This window comes from Zwartia sp. (genome assembly GCF_049655405.1).
GTDB lineage: Bacteria > Pseudomonadota > Gammaproteobacteria > Burkholderiales > Burkholderiaceae_B > Zwartia.
In genome coordinates, this window is sequence record NZ_JBASJR010000013.1 from 499,222 (window position 1) to 518,049 (window position 18,828).

12 protein-coding genes are annotated in these 18,828 nt (G+C 51.4%); 4 read left to right on the forward strand and 8 right to left on the reverse strand.

Annotation, left to right across the window (positions count from 1 at the left end):
• Positions 1 to 4 precede the first annotated feature (4 nt).
• The 5 genes from WBJ47_RS13770 to WBJ47_RS13790 form a co-directional block, all read right to left on the reverse strand.
• On the reverse strand, positions 5 to 793 hold the full coding sequence (locus WBJ47_RS13770; protein WP_422243385.1) for a TcpQ domain-containing protein: 789 nt from the start codon (positions 791 to 793) through the stop codon (positions 5 to 7).
• A gap of 140 nt (positions 794 to 933) precedes the next feature.
• A complete protein-coding gene (locus WBJ47_RS13775; RefSeq protein ID WP_422243386.1) occupies positions 934 to 2,262 on the reverse strand; it encodes an extracellular solute-binding protein in 1,329 nt (442 codons plus the stop codon).
• A 56-nt stretch (positions 2,263 to 2,318) separates the two neighbouring features.
• Positions 2,319 to 3,362, reverse strand: a complete 1,044-nt coding sequence (locus WBJ47_RS13780; RefSeq protein WP_422243387.1) for a CDP-6-deoxy-delta-3,4-glucoseen reductase — start codon at positions 3,360 to 3,362, stop codon at positions 2,319 to 2,321.
• Between the two features lie 48 nt (positions 3,363 to 3,410).
• Positions 3,411 to 5,720, reverse strand: a complete 2,310-nt coding sequence (gene parC / locus WBJ47_RS13785; protein WP_422243388.1) for a DNA topoisomerase IV subunit A — start codon at positions 5,718 to 5,720, stop codon at positions 3,411 to 3,413.
• Entirely contained in the window at positions 5,721 to 7,607 is a 1,887-nt protein-coding gene (locus tag WBJ47_RS13790) for a DNA topoisomerase IV subunit B (protein WP_424585339.1), read from the reverse strand.
• A gap of 354 nt (positions 7,608 to 7,961) precedes the next feature.
• On the opposite strand from WBJ47_RS13790, the gene trxA reads away from it, so the two are divergent.
• Positions 7,962 to 8,288 (forward strand): thioredoxin TrxA, encoded by a 327-nt coding sequence (gene trxA, locus WBJ47_RS13795; protein ID WP_422243389.1) that lies wholly within the window; start codon positions 7,962 to 7,964, stop codon positions 8,286 to 8,288.
• Between the two features lie 119 nt (positions 8,289 to 8,407).
• Positions 8,408 to 9,664 carry a transcription termination factor Rho gene (gene rho / locus WBJ47_RS13800; RefSeq protein WP_422243390.1) on the forward strand — a complete coding sequence of 419 codons (1,257 nt, stop codon included), beginning with the start codon at positions 8,408 to 8,410 and terminating at the stop codon, positions 9,662 to 9,664.
• 2 nt (positions 9,665 to 9,666) lie between these two features.
• Here rho and WBJ47_RS13805 read toward each other — a convergent pair whose 3' ends face one another.
• Positions 9,667 to 13,212, reverse strand: a complete 3,546-nt coding sequence (locus tag WBJ47_RS13805; protein WP_424585331.1) for a YhdP family protein — start codon at positions 13,210 to 13,212, stop codon at positions 9,667 to 9,669.
• Between the two features lie 218 nt (positions 13,213 to 13,430).
• On the opposite strand from WBJ47_RS13805, the gene glnE reads away from it, so the two are divergent.
• Positions 13,431 to 16,244, forward strand: coding sequence for a bifunctional [glutamate--ammonia ligase]-adenylyl-L-tyrosine phosphorylase/[glutamate--ammonia-ligase] adenylyltransferase (glnE, locus tag WBJ47_RS13810; RefSeq protein ID WP_424585332.1), 2,814 nt, complete (start codon positions 13,431 to 13,433; stop codon positions 16,242 to 16,244).
• A gap of 43 nt (positions 16,245 to 16,287) precedes the next feature.
• Positions 16,288 to 17,007, forward strand: coding sequence for an epoxyqueuosine reductase QueH (locus tag WBJ47_RS13815; protein ID WP_422243225.1), 720 nt, complete (start codon positions 16,288 to 16,290; stop codon positions 17,005 to 17,007).
• Here WBJ47_RS13815 and WBJ47_RS13820 read toward each other — a convergent pair.
• On the reverse strand, positions 16,977 to 17,792 hold the full coding sequence (locus WBJ47_RS13820) for a ChbG/HpnK family deacetylase (protein ID WP_422243226.1): 816 nt from the start codon (positions 17,790 to 17,792) through the stop codon (positions 16,977 to 16,979). The genes WBJ47_RS13815 and WBJ47_RS13820 overlap by 31 nt on opposite strands.
• Before the next feature lie 11 nt (positions 17,793 to 17,803).
• Complete coding sequence (locus WBJ47_RS13825; RefSeq protein ID WP_424585340.1) at positions 17,804 to 18,790, reverse strand: glycosyltransferase family 2 protein; 987 nt, start codon at positions 18,788 to 18,790, stop codon at positions 17,804 to 17,806.
• Positions 18,791 to 18,828: the final 38 nt, after the last annotated feature.

An 18,828-nucleotide genomic window follows, 5' to 3' on the forward strand; every position in this document is an offset into this window, starting at 1 on the left:
TGCCTCATACCCGCGTGCCCTCAACCGCCGTGCGATCGCACGCTTCGGTGATCGGAACCACGCGTAGCACCTGATTGGTATAAAAGCATGGCTGAAGCGGTCTATCTGACAGTTCAGTTGCTTCGACTAACGCTCGCACTGAACCCATGAAGTCATCAGAAAAATTTGCCGTCGCAGTTAACGGAATATCGACATCAACGGCCCAGTGCTCGACTTGGAATCTCCATCCACTGAGTCCCGACCAGCGTGCGAGCGCTTGCCGGAGATTTTTATCCGAATGGGTAATGGCATAAAAAGCTTGGACAGTTGGCTTTTTAGACGAGGGAGTCGGGGTAGGCGACTCTGGCGTAACGTGTGTGACAGGCTCCATGACTGCCACCGATATTGCCGGCGAACTTGCTACTGGCGCAACTGGCAGCGGTTCGGAAGATGTTGTTTGCACGACAGCCGAAGCGTTTAAGCGTCGCGCCCTAGCCTGCCGATGTGCCCCACGAAACACGAGCGCGGTCCATTGTGCATCAAGTTTGGTATAGGGACCTTGACGTTCATAGGAGGCGAGTTGTTCACCCTGTGCTGCTACGCCAAAGATGGCAGGTAAAGTCTGATTAGGTTGCCACTGCAACCAGATATGTGTCGCGTCCGAAAAAACTTGCAAAGGTGCGACTGTTCTGTCCCCTGACAGTTTCCAGGAAAAATCCAATGCACTGGCAGGAGAAATTTTTTGTCTGCTCGCGCATCCCGGCAAAGCAACAATACAAACCAAAAGGGCACGGCAAGTCCAGATCGCAAACATATTGTCATCGCATCAAATCGAAGACAAGCATACTGAGGCTAAATCATACCCATCACAATTGCATGAAATACGAATGGATCAAATGACTATCCATAAAAAAACGGAGCACTTAGGCTCCGTTTTTTTATCAAGCAAACAACCTATTTGCGTCTAGCAGCAGGTGCTGAAGTCACAGGATCTTGAGAGAGTACCTTGGCTTGATCAACGGCCTTGGTGAGTGCCTCTACGGGCGGAGTATTGCCAGAAAGGGCTGCATCAAACTCGCGGCTCAAGATGGGTTCGATACGTGGATAGTTGCGCAAACGGAAACCGCGACTATTGACGTCTTTTACGTTACGCATACTGTCGACGAGCTGACGCGCGCCAGGAATACGATCGTAGAAAGCGGCATCACCGGTGCGGAAGGCCGCATCTGTGAGAGGCAAAAATCCAGTGCGTTGATGCCATGCAGAGGCGATCACTGGCTGTGCCAAGAACGACAAGAAGGCCATGGTGGCTTTGTCCTGATCCTTGGTGTGGCCAGAGGTTGCCCACAAAGCAGAGCCGCTGACGTAAGGTGCACCCGCTGTTTTGACGACCTGATCATAGAAAGGCATGGGAGCAATACCAAAACTCAAGCCTTTTGCATCTTGCATACGTGCCAAGGCACCAGAGGTAGTCGTGATCACAGCACAACGGTTGTCAGCAAACATGTCGTCTGCTTCTGAACCATTGCTGTTGAACGGAAAGAGGTCTGAACGCTTCCAGCTCACCATGATGGACAAGTGACGCATGAATACCGGGTCAAGCAGGTTGAGTTGAGCGCCTTTGACATTGTCCAACCCGTTTTTCGGGGTCACATACAGAGTCCCGTTCAAAGGAGCCATGTTTTCAAGGTGAGTCGTCACTTGATGACTCGTGGCAAAGGGGCAATTGTAGTGAGCCTTGTCTCTCAAAATCAGCAAATGATTTTGGAGTTCAGGCCAGGTTTTGGCAGGTTTGTTGGCGTCTAGACCCGCTTTTTTGTAACCATCGACGTTATAAAACATCACAGGAATTTCGGCCATATAGGGAAAAGCCATCAGGCGACCCTGACCATCACGCATGAAACCCGTTGTCTGTGACACAAACCAACTGGCATCTTTCATCGGGTATTGCTTGAGCAACTGATGCAACGGGATGATATCTTTGTGCTGGGCAATCATCTCAGGCGAGCGGTTGTCCGGCAGCTGGACTAGATTGGGCTTGCGCTTTTCGGCAACGGCTTGCTCACCTGCTTTGCGCAGCGACTCCTGATTAGGGAAGGCCTTAAGAACGACATTGACATCTTTCTGTTCGTTGTTAAAGCGACGAGCAATTTTCTCGAACTCTGACTTGTGAATGGCAGTCATTGTGTGCCAGACCTCGATCTTGACTGGCTCCGCCTGAGCAGGCACAGCAAAAACACAGGTCACACCAAGCACCGCGGCAATACGTTTAAGAAGGGTCACGCTGAAAATTCCATAAATAGAATGCAAGTGCACAAAACCTTTGTGCAAGGAAAAGCTTATTTTACTGCGGCAATATCGGCTGCGGAAGTAAAAGAATCCGCAAAGAAGGCTTCGTCAGGCAATCCACACTGCGCAACAAACTCACGTCTAGCGGATTCGACAACGATTGGCGCCCCGCATGCATAGACCTGATGGCCCATCAGACTTGGAAAATCATCCATGACGGCACGATGGACAAAACCCGTTCGGCCAGTCCAGGCGTCTTCGGGAAGCGCATCTGACACGACGGGGATGTAAGTAAAGTCAGGGATTGACTGGGCCCACTGCTTTGCGAGTGCGTTCATGTACAAATCTGCGGGACGTCGTCCTCCCCAATACAGGGTAACGGGACGGTGAATATTTTGATGGGACATATGCTCGACAATCGCTTTAATGGGAGCAAAACCTGTCCCGCTTGCGACCATGACGATCGGTAAGTCGCTGTCTTCTCGCAAGAAAAATGAGCCAAAAGGTCCTTCGACGCGCAAGATTTCACGCTCTTTCATTTGGGTCGCGCCGACGCCAAACACGTGATCCGTAAATAAACCACCTGGCAAATGACGGACATGCAGCTCTAGGGCTGCTGCGGAATGAGGCGGATTGGCCATGGAGTAGCTGCGGCGCTTCCCGTCCTTGAGAATAATTTCAACATACTGCCCAGCATAAAAACGGAAACTCTCTGTCGCCGGCAATTGCAACTGCAAGACCGCCACATCTGTCGTAGGACGACTTATTGATGTGACGCGCGAGGGTAGTTTGCGGATCTGGATATCAGAGGCCAGGCGAATTTCTTTGGATTCAATCACAAGATCAGAAGTCGCGCGTGCTTGGCACAAAAGCGTGAAACCCTCATGGATTTCTTCGGGAGTCAGAATCTGCGCTGCGGTATTGCCAGCCTCGACCGTGCCAGAAACCACACGAGCCTTGCAGGTTGAGCACGCACCGCTGCGGCAGCTATAGGGCAACAAAATCCCTGCTGCCAGCGCCGCATCCAAAACACTTTTGTCGGGATCTGCAGGGAACTGATGCTGACTGGGTTGAATGGTGATTTGGAACGACATGTCAATACCTAAAAAAGGGCGTGAATCGTGAAGATAAACATTTTATCTTTAAAGCACGGGCGAAAGGATCGGTTCTTTGGAGCGAATATCGAGCAACCGTCCTTTGCGAGCACGTTTGGAGACATAGATCTCAAGCGAAGCACCGACCAGAATGTCTTCGACTTGCTTGGTTCTGTAAGTCCCTGTCACGCGCAGCCCCGCTTTTGAAACGGGTACGGTCTGGGCCAGCGTGTCTGGCGCATCCACAGCCATCAAAATCGTACCTCGCCCGCCCGAGGACAAACTCTTGACCTCATCCAGTGCAATCACAAGAATTTTGCCGCGTGTCGTCAAAAAAGCTACCTGTGTCGCCTGAGCAAATAAGGGAACAGGACGCAGCAAACGATCCTTTTCTTCGAGCGTGACAAATTGCTTACCGGCCCGCTGTCGACTGGTCATATCTGAAAGCTTGGTGGAAAAGCCAAAACCTTGACGGGTACTCAATAACCACTTGCTATCAGCCGCTGCGGCAATCATGTGCTCAATATGTGAACCTGGCTCGAGATCAATCATTGAGGTCACGGGCGCACCATCGCCGCGCGCAGAGGGCAGTCCAGAAACGGCCACAGTGTAGACGCGACCATTGTCACCAAAAGCAATCAGCGTATCGGTACTACGGCATTCAAATACGCCGTAAGGACCGTCTCCCGCTTTAAAGTTAAATTGGGTTGCGTCATGACCATGTCCCTGACGAGACCTCAACCAACCTTTTTGAGAAACAATCACAGTGACGGGTTCATCTAACACGCGCACTTCTTTGACGGCACGCTCTGCCACCTCAATTAAGGTGCGACGCTCGTCACCATAGAGCTTGGAGTCAGCTTCAATTTCTTTGGTGACTAGCTTTTTGAGTGCTGTGGGTTGCTCAATCAGTTCTTGCAGTTTTTGTTGCTCGTTGCGCTTTTCAGCCAGCTCTTGTTCAATTTTGAAGCCTTCAAGTCGAGCAAGCTGACGCAGACGCATATCGAGAATGTCATCGGCCTGACGCTCGCTCAAATTAAAACGCGCCATCAGTGCTGGGCGAGGTTCGTCAGATTCGCGAATCGTTTGAATCACCTCGTCCACATTCAAATACACCAGCATGCGGCCTTCAAGCACGTGAATGCGATCAGTGATTTTGTCAAAACGATAGCGCGTGCGGCGAAGAACGGTAGCAGTTCTGAATCCAATCCACTCTAGCAAAACATCGCGCAAGCCCTTTTGACGAGGTCTGTGATCAGTGCCGATGCAAACAATGTTGATTGGCACACTTGTTTCCATGCTGGTCAACGCCAACAGGGTCGTGACAAACTCATCGCGATCAATCTTGGAGGTTTTAGGCTCAAACACAAGACGAACCGCTGCGTCCTTGCCAGACTCGTCGCGCACGGCATCCAACAATGCCAGCATCTGCGTCTTGGTCTGTTGCTGCTCAGGCGTTAAGGCTTTTTTGCCTGTTTTAATCTTAGGGTTGGTTAAGTCTTCAATTTCTTCGAGTACTTTTTGGCATGAGGCCCCAGGCGGCAACTCGTGCACGACTAACTGCCATTGCCCTCTTGCCATTTCCTCAAACTGCCAGCGCGCGCGCGCTTTGAGGGAGCCGCGACCCGTTTGATAGATCTGTGCAATTTCAGTCGCAGCGGTAATGATTTGTCCGCCACCTGCAAAATCGGGGCCGGGCACCATTGCGAAGAGCTCTGCATCAGGCAAAGCGGGGTTTTTAATCAAAGATACGCACGCAAGCGCAACTTCGCGCAAGTTGTGAGCAGGAATTTCAGTGGCCATACCCACGGCAATTCCGGAGGCACCATTGAGCAACATGACAGGCAAGCGCGCTGGCAGCATGGAGGGCTCTTGGTGGCTCCCGTCGTAATTGGGAACAAAGTCGACCGTGCCCTCGTCAAGCTCATCCAACAGCAAACGCGCAAACGGAGTGAGTCGAGCCTCCGTATACCGCATGGCGGCGGCATTATCGCCATCCCTGGAGCCAAAATTACCCTGTCCGTCAATCAGGGGATAGCGCAAGGAAAACTGCTGTGCCATCCGAACTAATGCGTCATAGGCAGCTTGGTCGCCGTGCGGATGGTATTTACCCAATACGTCGCCCACAACGCGTGCTGACTTTACAGGCTTGGCCCCCGACTGCAGTCCCATGGCCTGCATGGCATAGAGGATTCTGCGCTGCACGGGCTTTTGTCCATCCCCCACATCGGGTAATGCACGCCCCCGTACCACGGAGACGGCGTAATCAAGATAAGCCTGCTCAGCGTACAGGCCAAGGGTCAAGGATGCGTCCGCATCGCTTGGGTCAAACAAACCAGGTTGAGAACCGTCAGTCATTTAGATATCAACCTCTGCGAGGTTGCCTTTTTCTTCAAGCCAAGTACGACGGGCGCCAGACTCGCCTTTACCCATCAACATGTCAAACATTTGTGTCGTGGCGATCTGATCGAGCGCACCATAACCGACCGGCAACATACGCCGGGTATCGGGATTCATCGTCGTTTCCCAAAGCTGGGTTGGGCTCATTTCACCGAGACCTTTAAAACGACTGATATCCCATGACCCTTCTTTAACCCCTTCTTTACGAAGCTTGTCTTGCACAGCCTCAAGCTCACCTGTATCCAGGCAATAGACCTTGCGAGCAGGCCGTTTTCCCAAGGCAGGGACGTCCACTCGAAACAAGGGTGGACGCGCAACAAAGACATGACCTGCCTCGACTAGGCGTGGAAAATGCTTATAAAAAAGCGTCAATAAGAGTACTTGGATATGCGAGCCATCCACGTCCGCGTCGGAGAGGATGCAAACACGACCATATCTCAAACCAGAAAGGTCGGGCGTGTCATTCGGTCCATGCGGATCCACGCCAATTGCCACAGCGATATCGTGAATTTCATTGTTAGCAAACAAGCGATCCCGATCAACTTCCCAAGAGTTAAGCACCTTGCCTCGCAGAGGCAAAATAGCTTGAAACTCCTTATCCCGACCCATTTTGGCAGAGCCACCCGCGGAATCGCCTTCGACGAGAAAGACCTCGGTGCGCGCTGTATCAGAAGACTCACAGTCAGTCAGCTTGCCCGGCAACACCGCAACGCCGGAACTCTTGCGCTTTTCAACCTTTTGGGCTGAGCGTGCGCGAGCTTGTGCCTGCCGGATCGCGAGCTCGGCGAGCTTTTTACCGTACTCGACGTGGCTATTGAGCCAAAGATCTAACGAGGTGCGGACAAACCCGCCAACCAGGCGCACAGCATCACGACTATTTAAGCGCTCTTTAATCTGGCCCTGAAACTGCGGGTCGAGCACTTTGGCCGACAACACAAAACTTGTCCGGGCAAACACGTCTTCGGGGAGGAGTTTGACGCCTTTAGGCAACAAGCTGTGCAATTCGGCAAAGCCTTTTACTGCAGCAAAGAGACCCTCTCGCAAACCGGACTCGTGCGTTCCACCTGCGGGGGTTGGGATGAGATTGACGTAGGACTCGCGTACCACGTTACCTTCGTCCGCCCAAGCCACCACCCATTGCGCACCCTCACCCTCTGCAAAACTTTCGTGATCCGCCGAAGCAAATTGCTCCCCACTAAATAGCGGCACACGCAGTTCAAGTCCCTGTAAAGCCTCCGTCAAATAGCCAGCCAAGCCATCCTGATACTGCCAGGTTCGCGACTCACCCGACTTTTCGTTGAGGTATGTGACTTTGACACCGGCCATCAGCACTGCTTTGCTGCGCAACAAATGCATCAGTTCATGGGTCGGAATGCCCGGGGAGTCAAAAAATGAAGCATCTGGCCAAACTCGGACGCGTGTACCAGACTTTTTTCTGGCTAAATCGGGCATCACTTTGAGAGGCTCTACGACATCACCGTTAGCAAAAACCATGCGATGCGCAGCACCTTCACGCCACACCACCAACTCGAGTCGAGAGGACAAGGCATTTGTGACAGAAACACCTACGCCATGGAGTCCGCCCGAAAATGCGTAAGCCCCACCGCCCTTTTTGTCGAACTTTCCTCCAGCATGCAAGCGGGTAAAGACCAGCTCGGCAACCGGCGCCTTTTCCTCAGGATGCATGCCGACGGGAATACCGCGACCATCATCTTCGACAGTGATGCTGCCATCTGTGTGCATGGTGACTCGGATGTGCTTTCCAAATCCCGCTAATGCTTCGTCGGCTGCGTTATCAATCACCTCCTGAATAATATGAAGAGGATTTTCCGTGCGGGTATACATGCCAGGTCTTTGGCGGACCGGCTCTAGCCCTTTTAGGACGCGTATCGATGATTCGTTGTAGGACTTCGTACTCAAGTTATCCCCAGGATCTGTGGAAAAGGTTGCTCATTTTACGGAAATTGGCAATCAGGGTACGGGAAGACCCGGCATGCTCAAAAATTGAGCAGCATTTTGAGCCTCACCCAAACTTAAGACTGCTCAAAAGTGTCCGCTTGATCTCTCTGTTCAGCATAAATTGTGCTTTAATGAATGAACGCTTTGCAAAATGTCCCGTTGCGAGCCTCTAAAAGCCCGATTTAACGGACGTGTCTGACAGTCGTACAGACCCTTCACTGAATTACCCTAGAGAAAATCATGAGTGAACACATTAAAAACGTGAGCGATGACAGCTTTAACGTAGACGTATTGAATTCATCCCAGCCAGTCTTGGTTGACTATTGGGCAGCCTGGTGTGGTCCATGCAAGATGATTGCACCGATGCTCGAGGAAGTCGCCTCAGAGTTTGCTGGTAAAGTCACCGTTGCCAAGCTCAATGTTGATGAAAACCAAGAAACTGCCGCTAGGTTTGGTATCCGTGGCATCCCAACGCTGATGTTGTTCAAAAATGGCGAAGTCGCTGCTACGAAAGTAGGCGCACTGTCCAAATCTCAGTTGACCGAATTCCTAAATAGCGCGATCTAACTTGTTTTCACGCGCGGGCCCGTCCGAGGCCCGCCACCGACTCTACTTAGCGCGCCTTAAACACTCCCTTAATGTATTCCCGTCTTCTTTTGTGAAGTCACTTTTCCAGATAAATATCAATGCACCTCAATGAACTGAAGGCGCAGCACGTTTCGCAGCTGCTCGAAATGGCCGCCGGCCTCGAAATCGAAAACGCAAACCGCTTACGCAAACAGGAACTCATGTTTGCAATCATGAAGCGGCGTGCAAAACAAGGCGAGCAAATCTTTGGTGATGGCGTACTCGAAGTCCTGCCAGATGGCTTTGGATTTTTGCGCTCGCCTGACACGTCTTACTTAGCCAGCACGGACGACATCTACATTTCTCCTTCGCAGATCCGTCGCTTCAATTTGCATACCGGTGATTCCATTGAGGGTGAAGTTCGTACCCCCAAAGATGGAGAGCGTTACTTTGCTCTTGTCAAGGTTGACAAGGTCAATGGCTTCCCTCCAGAAGCGATCAAACATCGGATTATGTTTGAGAACTTGACCCCTCTCCATCCTGACAAGGTCATGACACTTGAGCGTGATATCAGGAGCGAAGAAAACCTGACCGGTCGTATTCTGGATATTTTTGCGCCAATCGGCAAAGGTCAACGCGGTTTGATCGTAGCCAGCCCAAAGTCAGGCAAGACCGTGATGATGCAGCATATTGCGCACGCCATCACGACAAACTATCCCGATGCGGTCATGATCGTGATGCTGGTTGATGAGCGTCCCGAAGAAGTCACCGAGATGCAGCGTACTGTTCGTGGAGAAGTGGTCGCCTCAACATTCGATGAGCCAGCGACGCGCCATGTTCAGGTCGCCGAAATGGTGATTGAACGTGCGAAACGTTTGGTTGAGATGAAAAAAGATGTGGTGATTTTGTTGGACTCGATCACTCGCCTTGCTCGCGCTTACAACACGGTTGTTCCTGCCTCAGGAAAAGTGTTGACGGGCGGTGTCGATGCAAACGCTCTGCAACGTCCAAAGCGCTTCTTTGGCGCAGCACGCAACCTTGAAGAAGGCGGCTCATTGACCATCATCGGCACAGCCCTGATCGAAACAGGCAGCCGCATGGATGAAGTGATTTACGAAGAGTTCAAGGGCACAGGCAACTCCGAAATTCACCTTGAGCGTCGCTTGGCTGAAAAACGCGTTTACCCTGCAATCAATCTCAATAAGTCAGGCACTCGTCGCGAAGAGTTGTTGATCAAGCCTGACTTACTTCAAAAGGTCTGGGTATTGCGGAAGTTCATCCATGATATGGATGAAGTGGCAGCAATGGAGTTCATCATGGACAAGATGCGTTCTACAAAGAACAATTCTGAGTTCTTTGACATGATGAAAAAATAAAGTTATCCCCCAGGATCAGCCTGGGTCTGAACGGGTGTAGGCACGCCAATTGGGATGAGCTCGGGCTCATCCCAAGGTCCTTTGACCTCGTACTTCGCACTCATAGCCCGCTCGATTGGGTTTCTCAATAAAAACTGCGTCACCAGTGCGCTCAGTCCTGCAAGTGGATTCACCACAAAGGCTGTCGCCACGGCAGCACCACTCATATCCAGGATCGGACGTACATCCGCCTCCATATCCCAAACCTTTTGAGTTAAATCCGATCCGCCTGTCAGCGCAATGCGAGCAATCGGGCTACGTACAACGAGGTCCTTTGTATGGACAACACCGCGGGTCAAAGATAGGTCGCCGCTGATACTATTCCACGGAAAGCCATCCTTAAACTCATCTCCGGTACGAAAATTAAAGCTCAAAATTCTCTGCAGAGACTGTAGCGACAGTACTTCAAGTAGTCGGGCACTGCGAGAATTCACGTGTTGAAACACGCCATCCTTGAGGTCAACTGTCACCTGCCCGCTTAAGCCACCATAGGTAAAGACCCAAGGAAAATTCGTCCAGTTGATCTTTGCCGTAATAGTGCCGGAGCCTTCAGCAGCTCGCTTGTCATAGCCCATCTGATCTGAGAGCTTACCCAAATTGGTAATGTCGACTTGTCCATCCAGGCTAACACCACGCTCGGCTCCCTTGAGAAGCCATGACCCCTTGGCGGTCATTTTGGCGTGAGGGTTGGTGATTTCCAGTGCATTGATATTCCAGCGAGTACCATTATCCGTATTTTCGCCCACAAGCCGCAAAGCACCCAAACGACTACCGTACAAGGTAAAGTCATCGACGGTCAGATCAATCGCTGGCATGGATGACCACTGCTTGTCGTCAATCACTTCGGTTTTTGGGGGCTCTCCTGCTGCAGTGCCCTCTGTACCAACCGACAATTTAGAGAACTTAGCGACTACGGGGCCGACTAACCCACGTGCGCCTGTTGTCCACGAAGCGGTACCTTGTGTTTCTTTTGACTCAAGACGGGCGGACCATTTCTGGGCCGATGTTTTGCTGAGCATTAAATCCAACTGATGCAACGTCAGCTCGGCAAAAACAAACTCCGGGGATCGCACTCTTAACTGAGTGACCTCAGGAAAAAGTGTCGAGGTGGCAGAAGATGCAGTTTGTTTTGCGGGCGCAGTCAATTGATCCGTCAGCGCGCTCCAATCATCCCAGTTGACACGATCAAAGCCGAGATTGACTGCGAGGCCCGAAGCTGGCAGTACGGCGGGCCCACCCATCATGACAGCACCACGTGAAAAATAGGGCTGACCCCGACCATTTGAAGTATGTTCAAAGCGACCATTCAAGAGATTGGCGAATGAGAAGGTCAGCGAGCTACGGTCAGCTTTGCTATCGCGGATGCTTTGCAAACGCACAGAAAGTGGGCGTTTCTGGTTGGCAGACTTGCCCAAGGGGGGGGGCAATTTAATAGTGAGCCCCTCAAGATTTGATCTGACTTCAAGCTCATAACCACCCGATTCTGTGCCTTTGATATCGGCCTGATAGCTCGTACGACCCGTCACCGCTAATAGTGCACTCAGTTTTTGGTGCTTTTCGCTTGCGATAGTTGTCAAATCTCCCTGCACGGACAAACTGCGCTTGCCGGGCCCCCATTCACCCGTCAGGCTGACGGGACCGCCTAAAGCCTCTCCACGAAGCGCATTGACAGTCAACACCTCATCTGTAAACGAGATCTGCCCATTAATTTTTTCGACAGGGACACCGTCTTTTGACAGGGCCACCGACACGTCGGCCAATTTAAGTTGACCATTGACCATCACAGCGCGTTGCTGATCGAGGTCGAAATCAACGGCCAACGGCATGGAGGCTTGCCCTTTAATTTCAAACGTGTCAACGTCTAGACCTAACGAGTGCGCGACAGGCGTTCTGTTTAAAACGGCAAGATAATCCTGCGCCAAACCGAAACTATTCAGTCGAACTGAAATATTGGGATTTAACTCTAGATCAGGCGCACTGAGCTCAAAGCTAGAAATTTGAATCGGTCGACCATGCATCCCCGTCATTTGCGCTTGATCGCTTTTCGCAGAGAGTCCAAACTTGTTTAGCGCGATGCGTCCATTCGCGACCGTCAACGCAGGCCACTGTGGCTGATTAGGTTCGACAAAGTCATAGTCGACAACCAGTTGGTTGAGTTGCCCCTCAATACGAAAAATTCCCGCCTCTTTACCCGGCGCATTAAAAGGAAAATTTAACAAATCTCCCTGCAGTGCGAGCTCAAGCTGACTCAAGGTCCCCCCTTGAATTGCGCGGCGCAACCACTCCCTGGACTCAGCACCAACCTGGGTTGTGACATACTGATAAAGCTTAGTTGGATCGGCGTTTGCTATCGTACCAACGATATCAACCACGCCCGGCGAGGACTCTTGGCCCTGAGTCCAGGAGCCGCGAAGCTCTGCATTCAGCGCATCTGACTCGATACCAAGGCGTGTCGCATTGAGACGAAGCTTTTGGTGTTCGTTGCGATTTAACTGCGTGTTGGCCGTCACGTTACCAATAAACAATTTACGCGGTTCAAACAGGCTACTGTCGAGTGCTAAGCCCTGACTTGTTAAAGAAAAAGAGGCGCCCACGCGGTTGGGACTACGATCAAATATCAACCATTTTTTTTCAGGCAATAAATCACCAACCCACCCACTAAAGCGCATCTGAAGCTTGTCAGCATGAACGCTGGTGGGGCCATCTTGGTCGACAGAGAAAACAGCATTGGCCCCTGCCAAATCGATATCTGCCCGACCAAAATGTCCAGAGGACATTGTCATCCACATCCGTGAAGCAAAACGACCTTGTATGTTGGGAACATCGAGCCACGGTTGCCAAGCGCTAGGGCGAGCATCGTTGATTTCAATAAAGATTTCAGCTTCCCCTTGCTCATGCGAGGCAAGTGGGTTCAGGAGATTGTCTGTTCGCGCAACGAGCTCAAGGGTGCTGCCGAGCTCAGGAGGTAAGCTGCCGCTGATACGGAGTTGATGACGGAAGAGACTGTTCGATATGCTGAAATCAATCCCTTCAATCACGAGTTCTGGTGCGCCCCTAAATTGGTCATCCCAGAGGAAGGTTGCATGACGAACAACAATTTGTCCTTGATTCAGTAACCAACGCACTGCAAGCGTATCTGTGGAAAACTTTAGCTTTTCGTCGCTTTGCTCGTCTAGCACACTCCCTGCCAGCACAATCCGACCGTCAGGTCTACGGCTACCGGATAAATGAATACCATTGATTTCAAGCTGTCTCAGTCGAATATCTAATGCGAATAGACTACGCCAAGAAACGACCGCAAACGCATCGGGCACATACAACAGTTCGTGATTGGTGACACGGTCCCGCAACCTAAGATTTTCAAGCGCCAAGCTTGGGTTGAGCCCCGACCAGCTTGCTGCAATCTCACCCATCGTGACCTGTGCGCCCAAGGCATTTGACAAACGCCTCTCGATCTCTGGGCGCCACTCATTGATATGGGGCAACACCAGATAGCGAACGCCCAGCATTGTGGTGGCTGCCGCAAAATATAGTAAAAGCAGCCCGATAATGAGGATACGAAGCGTTTTTTGAAAAAGTAACAAAACTTGGTCAAGCCTCTAAAAAAACTACCTGGATAAAAGTTCACTGCTAGGTGAGGACTTCGGTCTTGCATTGAGGTATCGTTGAATCTTAAAGCACCTCATTTACCTACACTTCCTATTCTAACTTGACGATCCGCCTCCCCATGACTGAATCAGATCTGACCCACGCAATGGCCTGGTCAGGCGTATTGCGCCGATTAAATAGTGCTAATCCTGAATTCGCACGATGGTTACAAACAGCGCAAGAGCAAACGGTGAGTGCAGCTCGCATTGACGAGTGGTTTAAAGAGCTTGCGGGTCAAGAGGTTTCTCATGCTGTGTTGGACATTCCTCAGTGCAAAAAAGTTCTTCGCTTACTCCGTAAACGTACTTTTTTCACTGTTATGGTGCGCGACCTCGGTGGTCAGGCGGACCTAGAGGAAGTGGTAGGTGCCATGACAGCACTTGCAGACCTTTGTGTCAGCCAAGCCTACCGCAGTGTCATACAAGACTTGCTCCCCGTTCATGGCACCCCCAGGGACCCCACAACGGGATTACCTCAGGAAATGATCATTATTGGGATGGGCAAACTCGGCGGTTGCGAACTCAACGTGTCTTCGGATATCGATTTAGTCATGCTGTATGGCGAAGAAGGCGAAACAGATGGCCCGAGACCCATCAGCCATCATGAGTTTTATGCCAAACTCACCCGAAAGATGATGCCAGTCATTTCCGAGGCTGATGCGGACGGACAAGTCTTTAGAACAGACTTGCGCTTGCGCCCTGACGGTGATTCCGGACCGGTCGCCTGGAGCCTCGATGCCTTTGAACAATATCTTTTCACTCAAGGTCGGGAGTGGGAACGCTACGCGTGGCTAAAAGGACGAGTCATTCCGGCTAAAGCTTTTGCTCAGAGTGACTCTACCGCCAGCCTGCAGCATGCGGAGAGCTTGCGACTACCCTTTGTATATCGTAAATATTTTGACTTTGATGCGTTAGCGGCATTACGCGCGTTACGTGAGCGTATTCGACAAGACTGGCAACGCAAAGTGCTGACACGCCCGGGAGTCGAGTCCACGCACAACATTAAGCTCGGAGATGGCGGCATTAGGGAAATTGAGTTTGTCGTGCAACTTTCTCAGCTCATTCGCGGCGGCCGAATGCCAGCACTCCAACAAAGAGGACTGTTGACAGCACTTGATGCACAAAAACGGGCGGGCATACTCACTGAAGAAAATGCGGACAAGCTTGCGCTTGCCTATCGTTTTTTACGCAGGGTTGAACACGCGCTTCAGTATGCCGAAGATGCACAAACGCACCTTTTGCCCCAAACACCTGAGAGAATGGCTGAGCTTGCTGCCGCGATGCGGATGAAACACGAAGATTTTGAGAACACACTCAAACAACATCGTGACTTTGTCGAACACACATTTCGCAATGCTTTTCGTATTGCAGGTCTTGAAGACGACCGCGCCTCAACGGACAGCGCACCAAGCGCTCACTCGTTGGAACATTCATCTTCGTCACAGGCAGCCGAAGGCTCTGCACTCGAACAAAACATTACAAAATTCGGTGATCAAGCTAGTGCGCTCACAGCACGAATTGACAGTTTTCTTGAGGGACATCGTATCCGCGCGCTCTCAACAAGCAGTCGCAATCGAATCGATACCCTGCTACCGATTGCTCTTCATGCTGCACTTCAAACCAAACAGCCGATGCTGACTGTCTTGCGGTTGCTGGATTTGATTGAGTCCATTTCGCAACGGAGTGCTTATGTGGCTTTATTAGCCGAATATCCAGAGACGCTCGCACGCATTGCGCGCATGATGGCCTCAAGCCCATGGGCTGCGCAGTACCTCACGCAAAACCCTGTCGTGCTGGACAGCTTAATTGCTTGGCGAGCACTCATGGAGCCCGTCGATTATTCCCGCGTTCAAACTGCGATGCGGGCAGACCTTGATGCCTGTGTGTTGCCTGATGGCAGTGCCGATGTTGAGCAACAAATGAATATGATGCGCGACATTCAGCGTCAAATCAGCTTTCAACTGCTCGCACAAGATCTTGAGGGCGTGTTGACCGTTGAAAGACTCGGGGATCAGCTCTCTGCGCTCGCCGATATGCTGCTGAACGAAACATTGCACAGGGTCTGGCCTCTCATCGCAAAACCGGATAGTTCAGGAGCTTTACCAGCCATGAAGATGGCCATCATTGCCTATGGTCGGCTGGGTGGCAAAGAACTTGGCTACTCTTCCGATTTGGATCTCGTCTATTTGTATGAAGACGCGCGCGAAGATGCGACCGAGGTTTACACAAAACTTGGCCGTCGCATGACCTCCTGGCTATCGACAATGACTTCTTCTGGCAGGCTATACGAAGTTGATCTCAGATTAAGGCCAGACGGTGATGCCGGTCTGCTTGCCGTTTCGGTAGAGGCATTTAAAGCGTATCAACTCACCAAAGCTTGGCCCTGGGAGCATCAGGCGATTACACGAGCCCGTTTTGCAGCGGGCGACGCGAGCGTCGGACAACGTTTCGAGGAGATTCGGCAAGAGGTGCTGACCCTTGAGCGCGAGACTGACGTTTTTGCTGAAGAAGTTCGGCAGATGCGTAAAAAAATGACTGCTGGACATCCTAATACGACTCAAGACTTCGATATTAAGCATGACGCTGGAGGAATGGTTGACCTAGAGTTCGTGACGCAATACCTTGTGTTAGCCGAGGCACGCAATCACCCTGCTTTACTCGGCAACTTGGGCAATATCGCACTCCTGCGTCTGAGCGCTGAAGCGGGACTGATTCCTACCGAGCTTGCAAGCCAAGGTGGAGATGCCTATCGCAATCTGCGTCGGGCTCAACATCAGTTACGTCTGCAAGGCGCAGACAAAGCCCGCGTTCCTCAGGATCAACTTCAGGCTGAACGTGCTTCTGTCCGAAAACTCTGGGACTCGGTCTTTGGGCGGGGGACCGTGGCAGATTGATACGGGATTGTTTCGCGTTTAAAATGAGTGCTCTCCACTTTAAATGCGACCTTGCACTGTGAAAGACGCTCTTCGTCCCTCCTTGACTCTACCCGAAGGCCGCTCAAAGGTCCTGTTGCACTCTTGCTGCGCACCTTGCTCGGGCGAGGTAATGGAGGCCATGCTCGTCGCGGGGATTCAATACGATATTTTCTTTTACAACCCAAATATCCACCCCGTCAAAGAGTATGAAATTCGAAAAAACGAGAATATCCGTTTTGCTGAAAAACATGGCATTGGTTTTATCGATGCCGATTACGATGTGGATAACTGGTTTGAGCGTATCAAAGGCCTAGAAAACGAACCCGAGCGCGGCGAGCGTTGTACGCAGTGTTTTGATATGCGGTTTGAAAGAACGGCCCTCTATGCAGCCGAACATGGGTACGACACGATCACCAGCTCATTAGGCATTTCGCGCTGGAAAGATATGAATCAGATTAACGGCTCAGGCGAACGCGCTGCTGCCCGGTATGACAATATGCTTTACTGGACATATAACTGGCGCAAGCATGGCGGCTCAGCACGTATGATCGAAATCAGTAAGCGCGAAGAGTTTTACCAGCAAGAATATTGTGGTTGTGTTTACTCTTTACGAGACACAAACCGGCATCGTCGCTCGCAAGGTCGAGATCGCATCGCGCTTGGCGTCAAGTTTTATGGACGCGAAGAGTTATTGACCGCGCCGTCCACTGCTCAGGACACCAGTCTCGATACCACCAAGTGATTCTCCTCGAGAAGCGCTGAAAACTCAGCGCTGCTTAATACTCGATACTCCTCAATACGATCTTTTCCAAAAGCGAGTTTGTCAGAAGCATACTGCGCAGGATGTGTCATCAGCACGCTATTGGCACGGGCGTGTTTTAACCACTCCCCCAGCATCGTCAAATATGCGGGATGCGGGCGAGAAAAATCGTAAGCTCCCATAAAGCCATCGTTGACGACCGCACCAGACTGTTTGGCAAGACGCACCAACTCAGCGGAACCGAGCGTGCTGATGACATGCGCTTTAAAACGCTGCATAAACGGCAGCACCGAAGACATGGATGTCGGTTTAGTATCTCGCAACCAAGGTAAGCGTCCCGCATAACGTTTAGTCAGTGCGTCAAGAAGCTCTTGGCGAATAACAGGAAACTGATGGACGTGTAGGTGCCCATCGACAAAATCTGGTACACGTTTAACGTGCTGCTCAAATAAATCGAGTTGGTTGTTAATGTGCTTTCGTACATCGGCGCGAGAAATCCGACGCGTGTAAGAAAGCGCAAGCAGACGTCCAAGAGGCACATAAAATCCTGGCAAGCCCAAAAACTCGGTGAAATTCAGATGCAGACCCACATCGATTGGCAGGGTTAATAGTTGGGGAGCCGCCTCAGGAAAACGTTGCGCCGTGACCAAACAACCTGTCGCACTCAAGCGTCCTGCGCGAGCCAGTGCGACAATGGCCTGATCAACTCCCGGCTCGATACCAAAGTCATCGGCACACACAACAAAAGGACGAATGGTTGGGCTCATTGGCGCAAGCCTCAAGATTTTGTATTTTTAAACGCTTGTCCGACTGCCTGTCGAACAATATAAAGAGGCCGACCTTTGACCTCGTCAAAAATTCCGGCGATGTATTCTCCCACGACGCCAAGCGACATGAGATTAATGCCAGAAAAGAAGAGCAGAACGGTGACAATTGTCGGCCAGCCGTCGACTGGGTTTTTATAAAGAAGGTACTCGATCACGATAAAAAGTCCATAGACAAATGAACAGATCGACACCATGAAGCCAAGCAGACTCACCAAACGCAACGGCCAGGTTGTAAATGACATCAAGCCCGCAAGTGCCAGGCGCAGTAAAGTCAATCCGTTAAACCTCGACTCACCGTGCAACCGCGCATCTGGCACATACTGGATGGCCTCTGTATTGAAACCCACCCAAGCGTAAAGACCCTTCATGAAGCGGTTGCGCTCCGGCAAACGCAACAAAGCATCGACAACTGAGCGGTCCATCAGCCTGAAGTCTCCCGCGTGCGGAGGCACTTCAACACCGCGTGAACTTTTAAGAAGTGAATAAAACAACTTGGTGCCGAGACGCTTGCCCACACTTTCGTCATCTCGGTTTTCGCGTACGGCATACACCATGTCGACGCCTGCTTGCCAACGACTTAGCATCTTGGGCAGCAACTCAGGCGGATGCTGTAGATCCGCATCCAAAATCAGCACAGCATCTCCGGCCGCAGCCTCGATCCCCGCAGTAATAGCAGGCTCTTTGCCAAAGTTGCGTGAAAGCTGAACGTAGCGAAAACCTGGGTTTTGTGTCCAGGCTGACATCAGCATCGCCGTGGCATCGCGACTCCCGTCATCGACCACGATGATTTCCCAATCGGCACCGGTCTGCGTCAAAACAGCCTGTAATCTGGGCAACAACAGACCCAAGTTGTCGTGTTCGTTATACGCAGGCACCACACAACTGACCATTGACCGCGTCAAATGTCGAGGTTGTAGCGTTGGACTCTCTGCTTTCATAGTGTTTGATGGAAGATTTGAATTCATCCCTACATCAT

Bases quoted from the DNA above. Each gene is read 5' to 3' on its own strand.
- WBJ47_RS13770 (WP_422243385.1), bottom strand. From the start codon at position 793: ATGTTTGCGATCTGGACTTGCCGTGCCCTTTTGGTTTGTATTGTTGCT.
- WBJ47_RS13780 (WP_422243387.1), bottom strand. From the start codon at position 3,362: ATGTCGTTCCAAATCACCATTCAACCCAGTCAGCATCAGTTCCCTGCA.
- parC (WP_422243388.1), bottom strand. From the start codon at position 5,720: ATGACTGACGGTTCTCAACCTGGTTTGTTTGACCCAAGCGATGCGGAC.
- WBJ47_RS13790 (WP_424585339.1), bottom strand. From the start codon at position 7,607: ATGTATACCCGCACGGAAAATCCTCTTCATATTATTCAGGAGGTGATT.
- trxA (WP_422243389.1), top strand. From the start codon at position 7,962: ATGAGTGAACACATTAAAAACGTGAGCGATGACAGCTTTAACGTAGAC.
- rho (WP_422243390.1), top strand. From the start codon at position 8,408: ATGCACCTCAATGAACTGAAGGCGCAGCACGTTTCGCAGCTGCTCGAA.
- WBJ47_RS13805 (WP_424585331.1), bottom strand. From the start codon at position 13,212: ATGCTGGGCGTTCGCTATCTGGTGTTGCCCCATATCAATGAGTGGCGC.
- glnE (WP_424585332.1), top strand. From the start codon at position 13,431: ATGACTGAATCAGATCTGACCCACGCAATGGCCTGGTCAGGCGTATTG.
- WBJ47_RS13815 (WP_422243225.1), top strand. From the start codon at position 16,288: ATGCGACCTTGCACTGTGAAAGACGCTCTTCGTCCCTCCTTGACTCTA.
- WBJ47_RS13820 (WP_422243226.1), bottom strand. From the start codon at position 17,792: ATGAGCCCAACCATTCGTCCTTTTGTTGTGTGTGCCGATGACTTTGGT.
- WBJ47_RS13825 (WP_424585340.1), bottom strand. From the start codon at position 18,790: ATGAAAGCAGAGAGTCCAACGCTACAACCTCGACATTTGACGCGGTCA.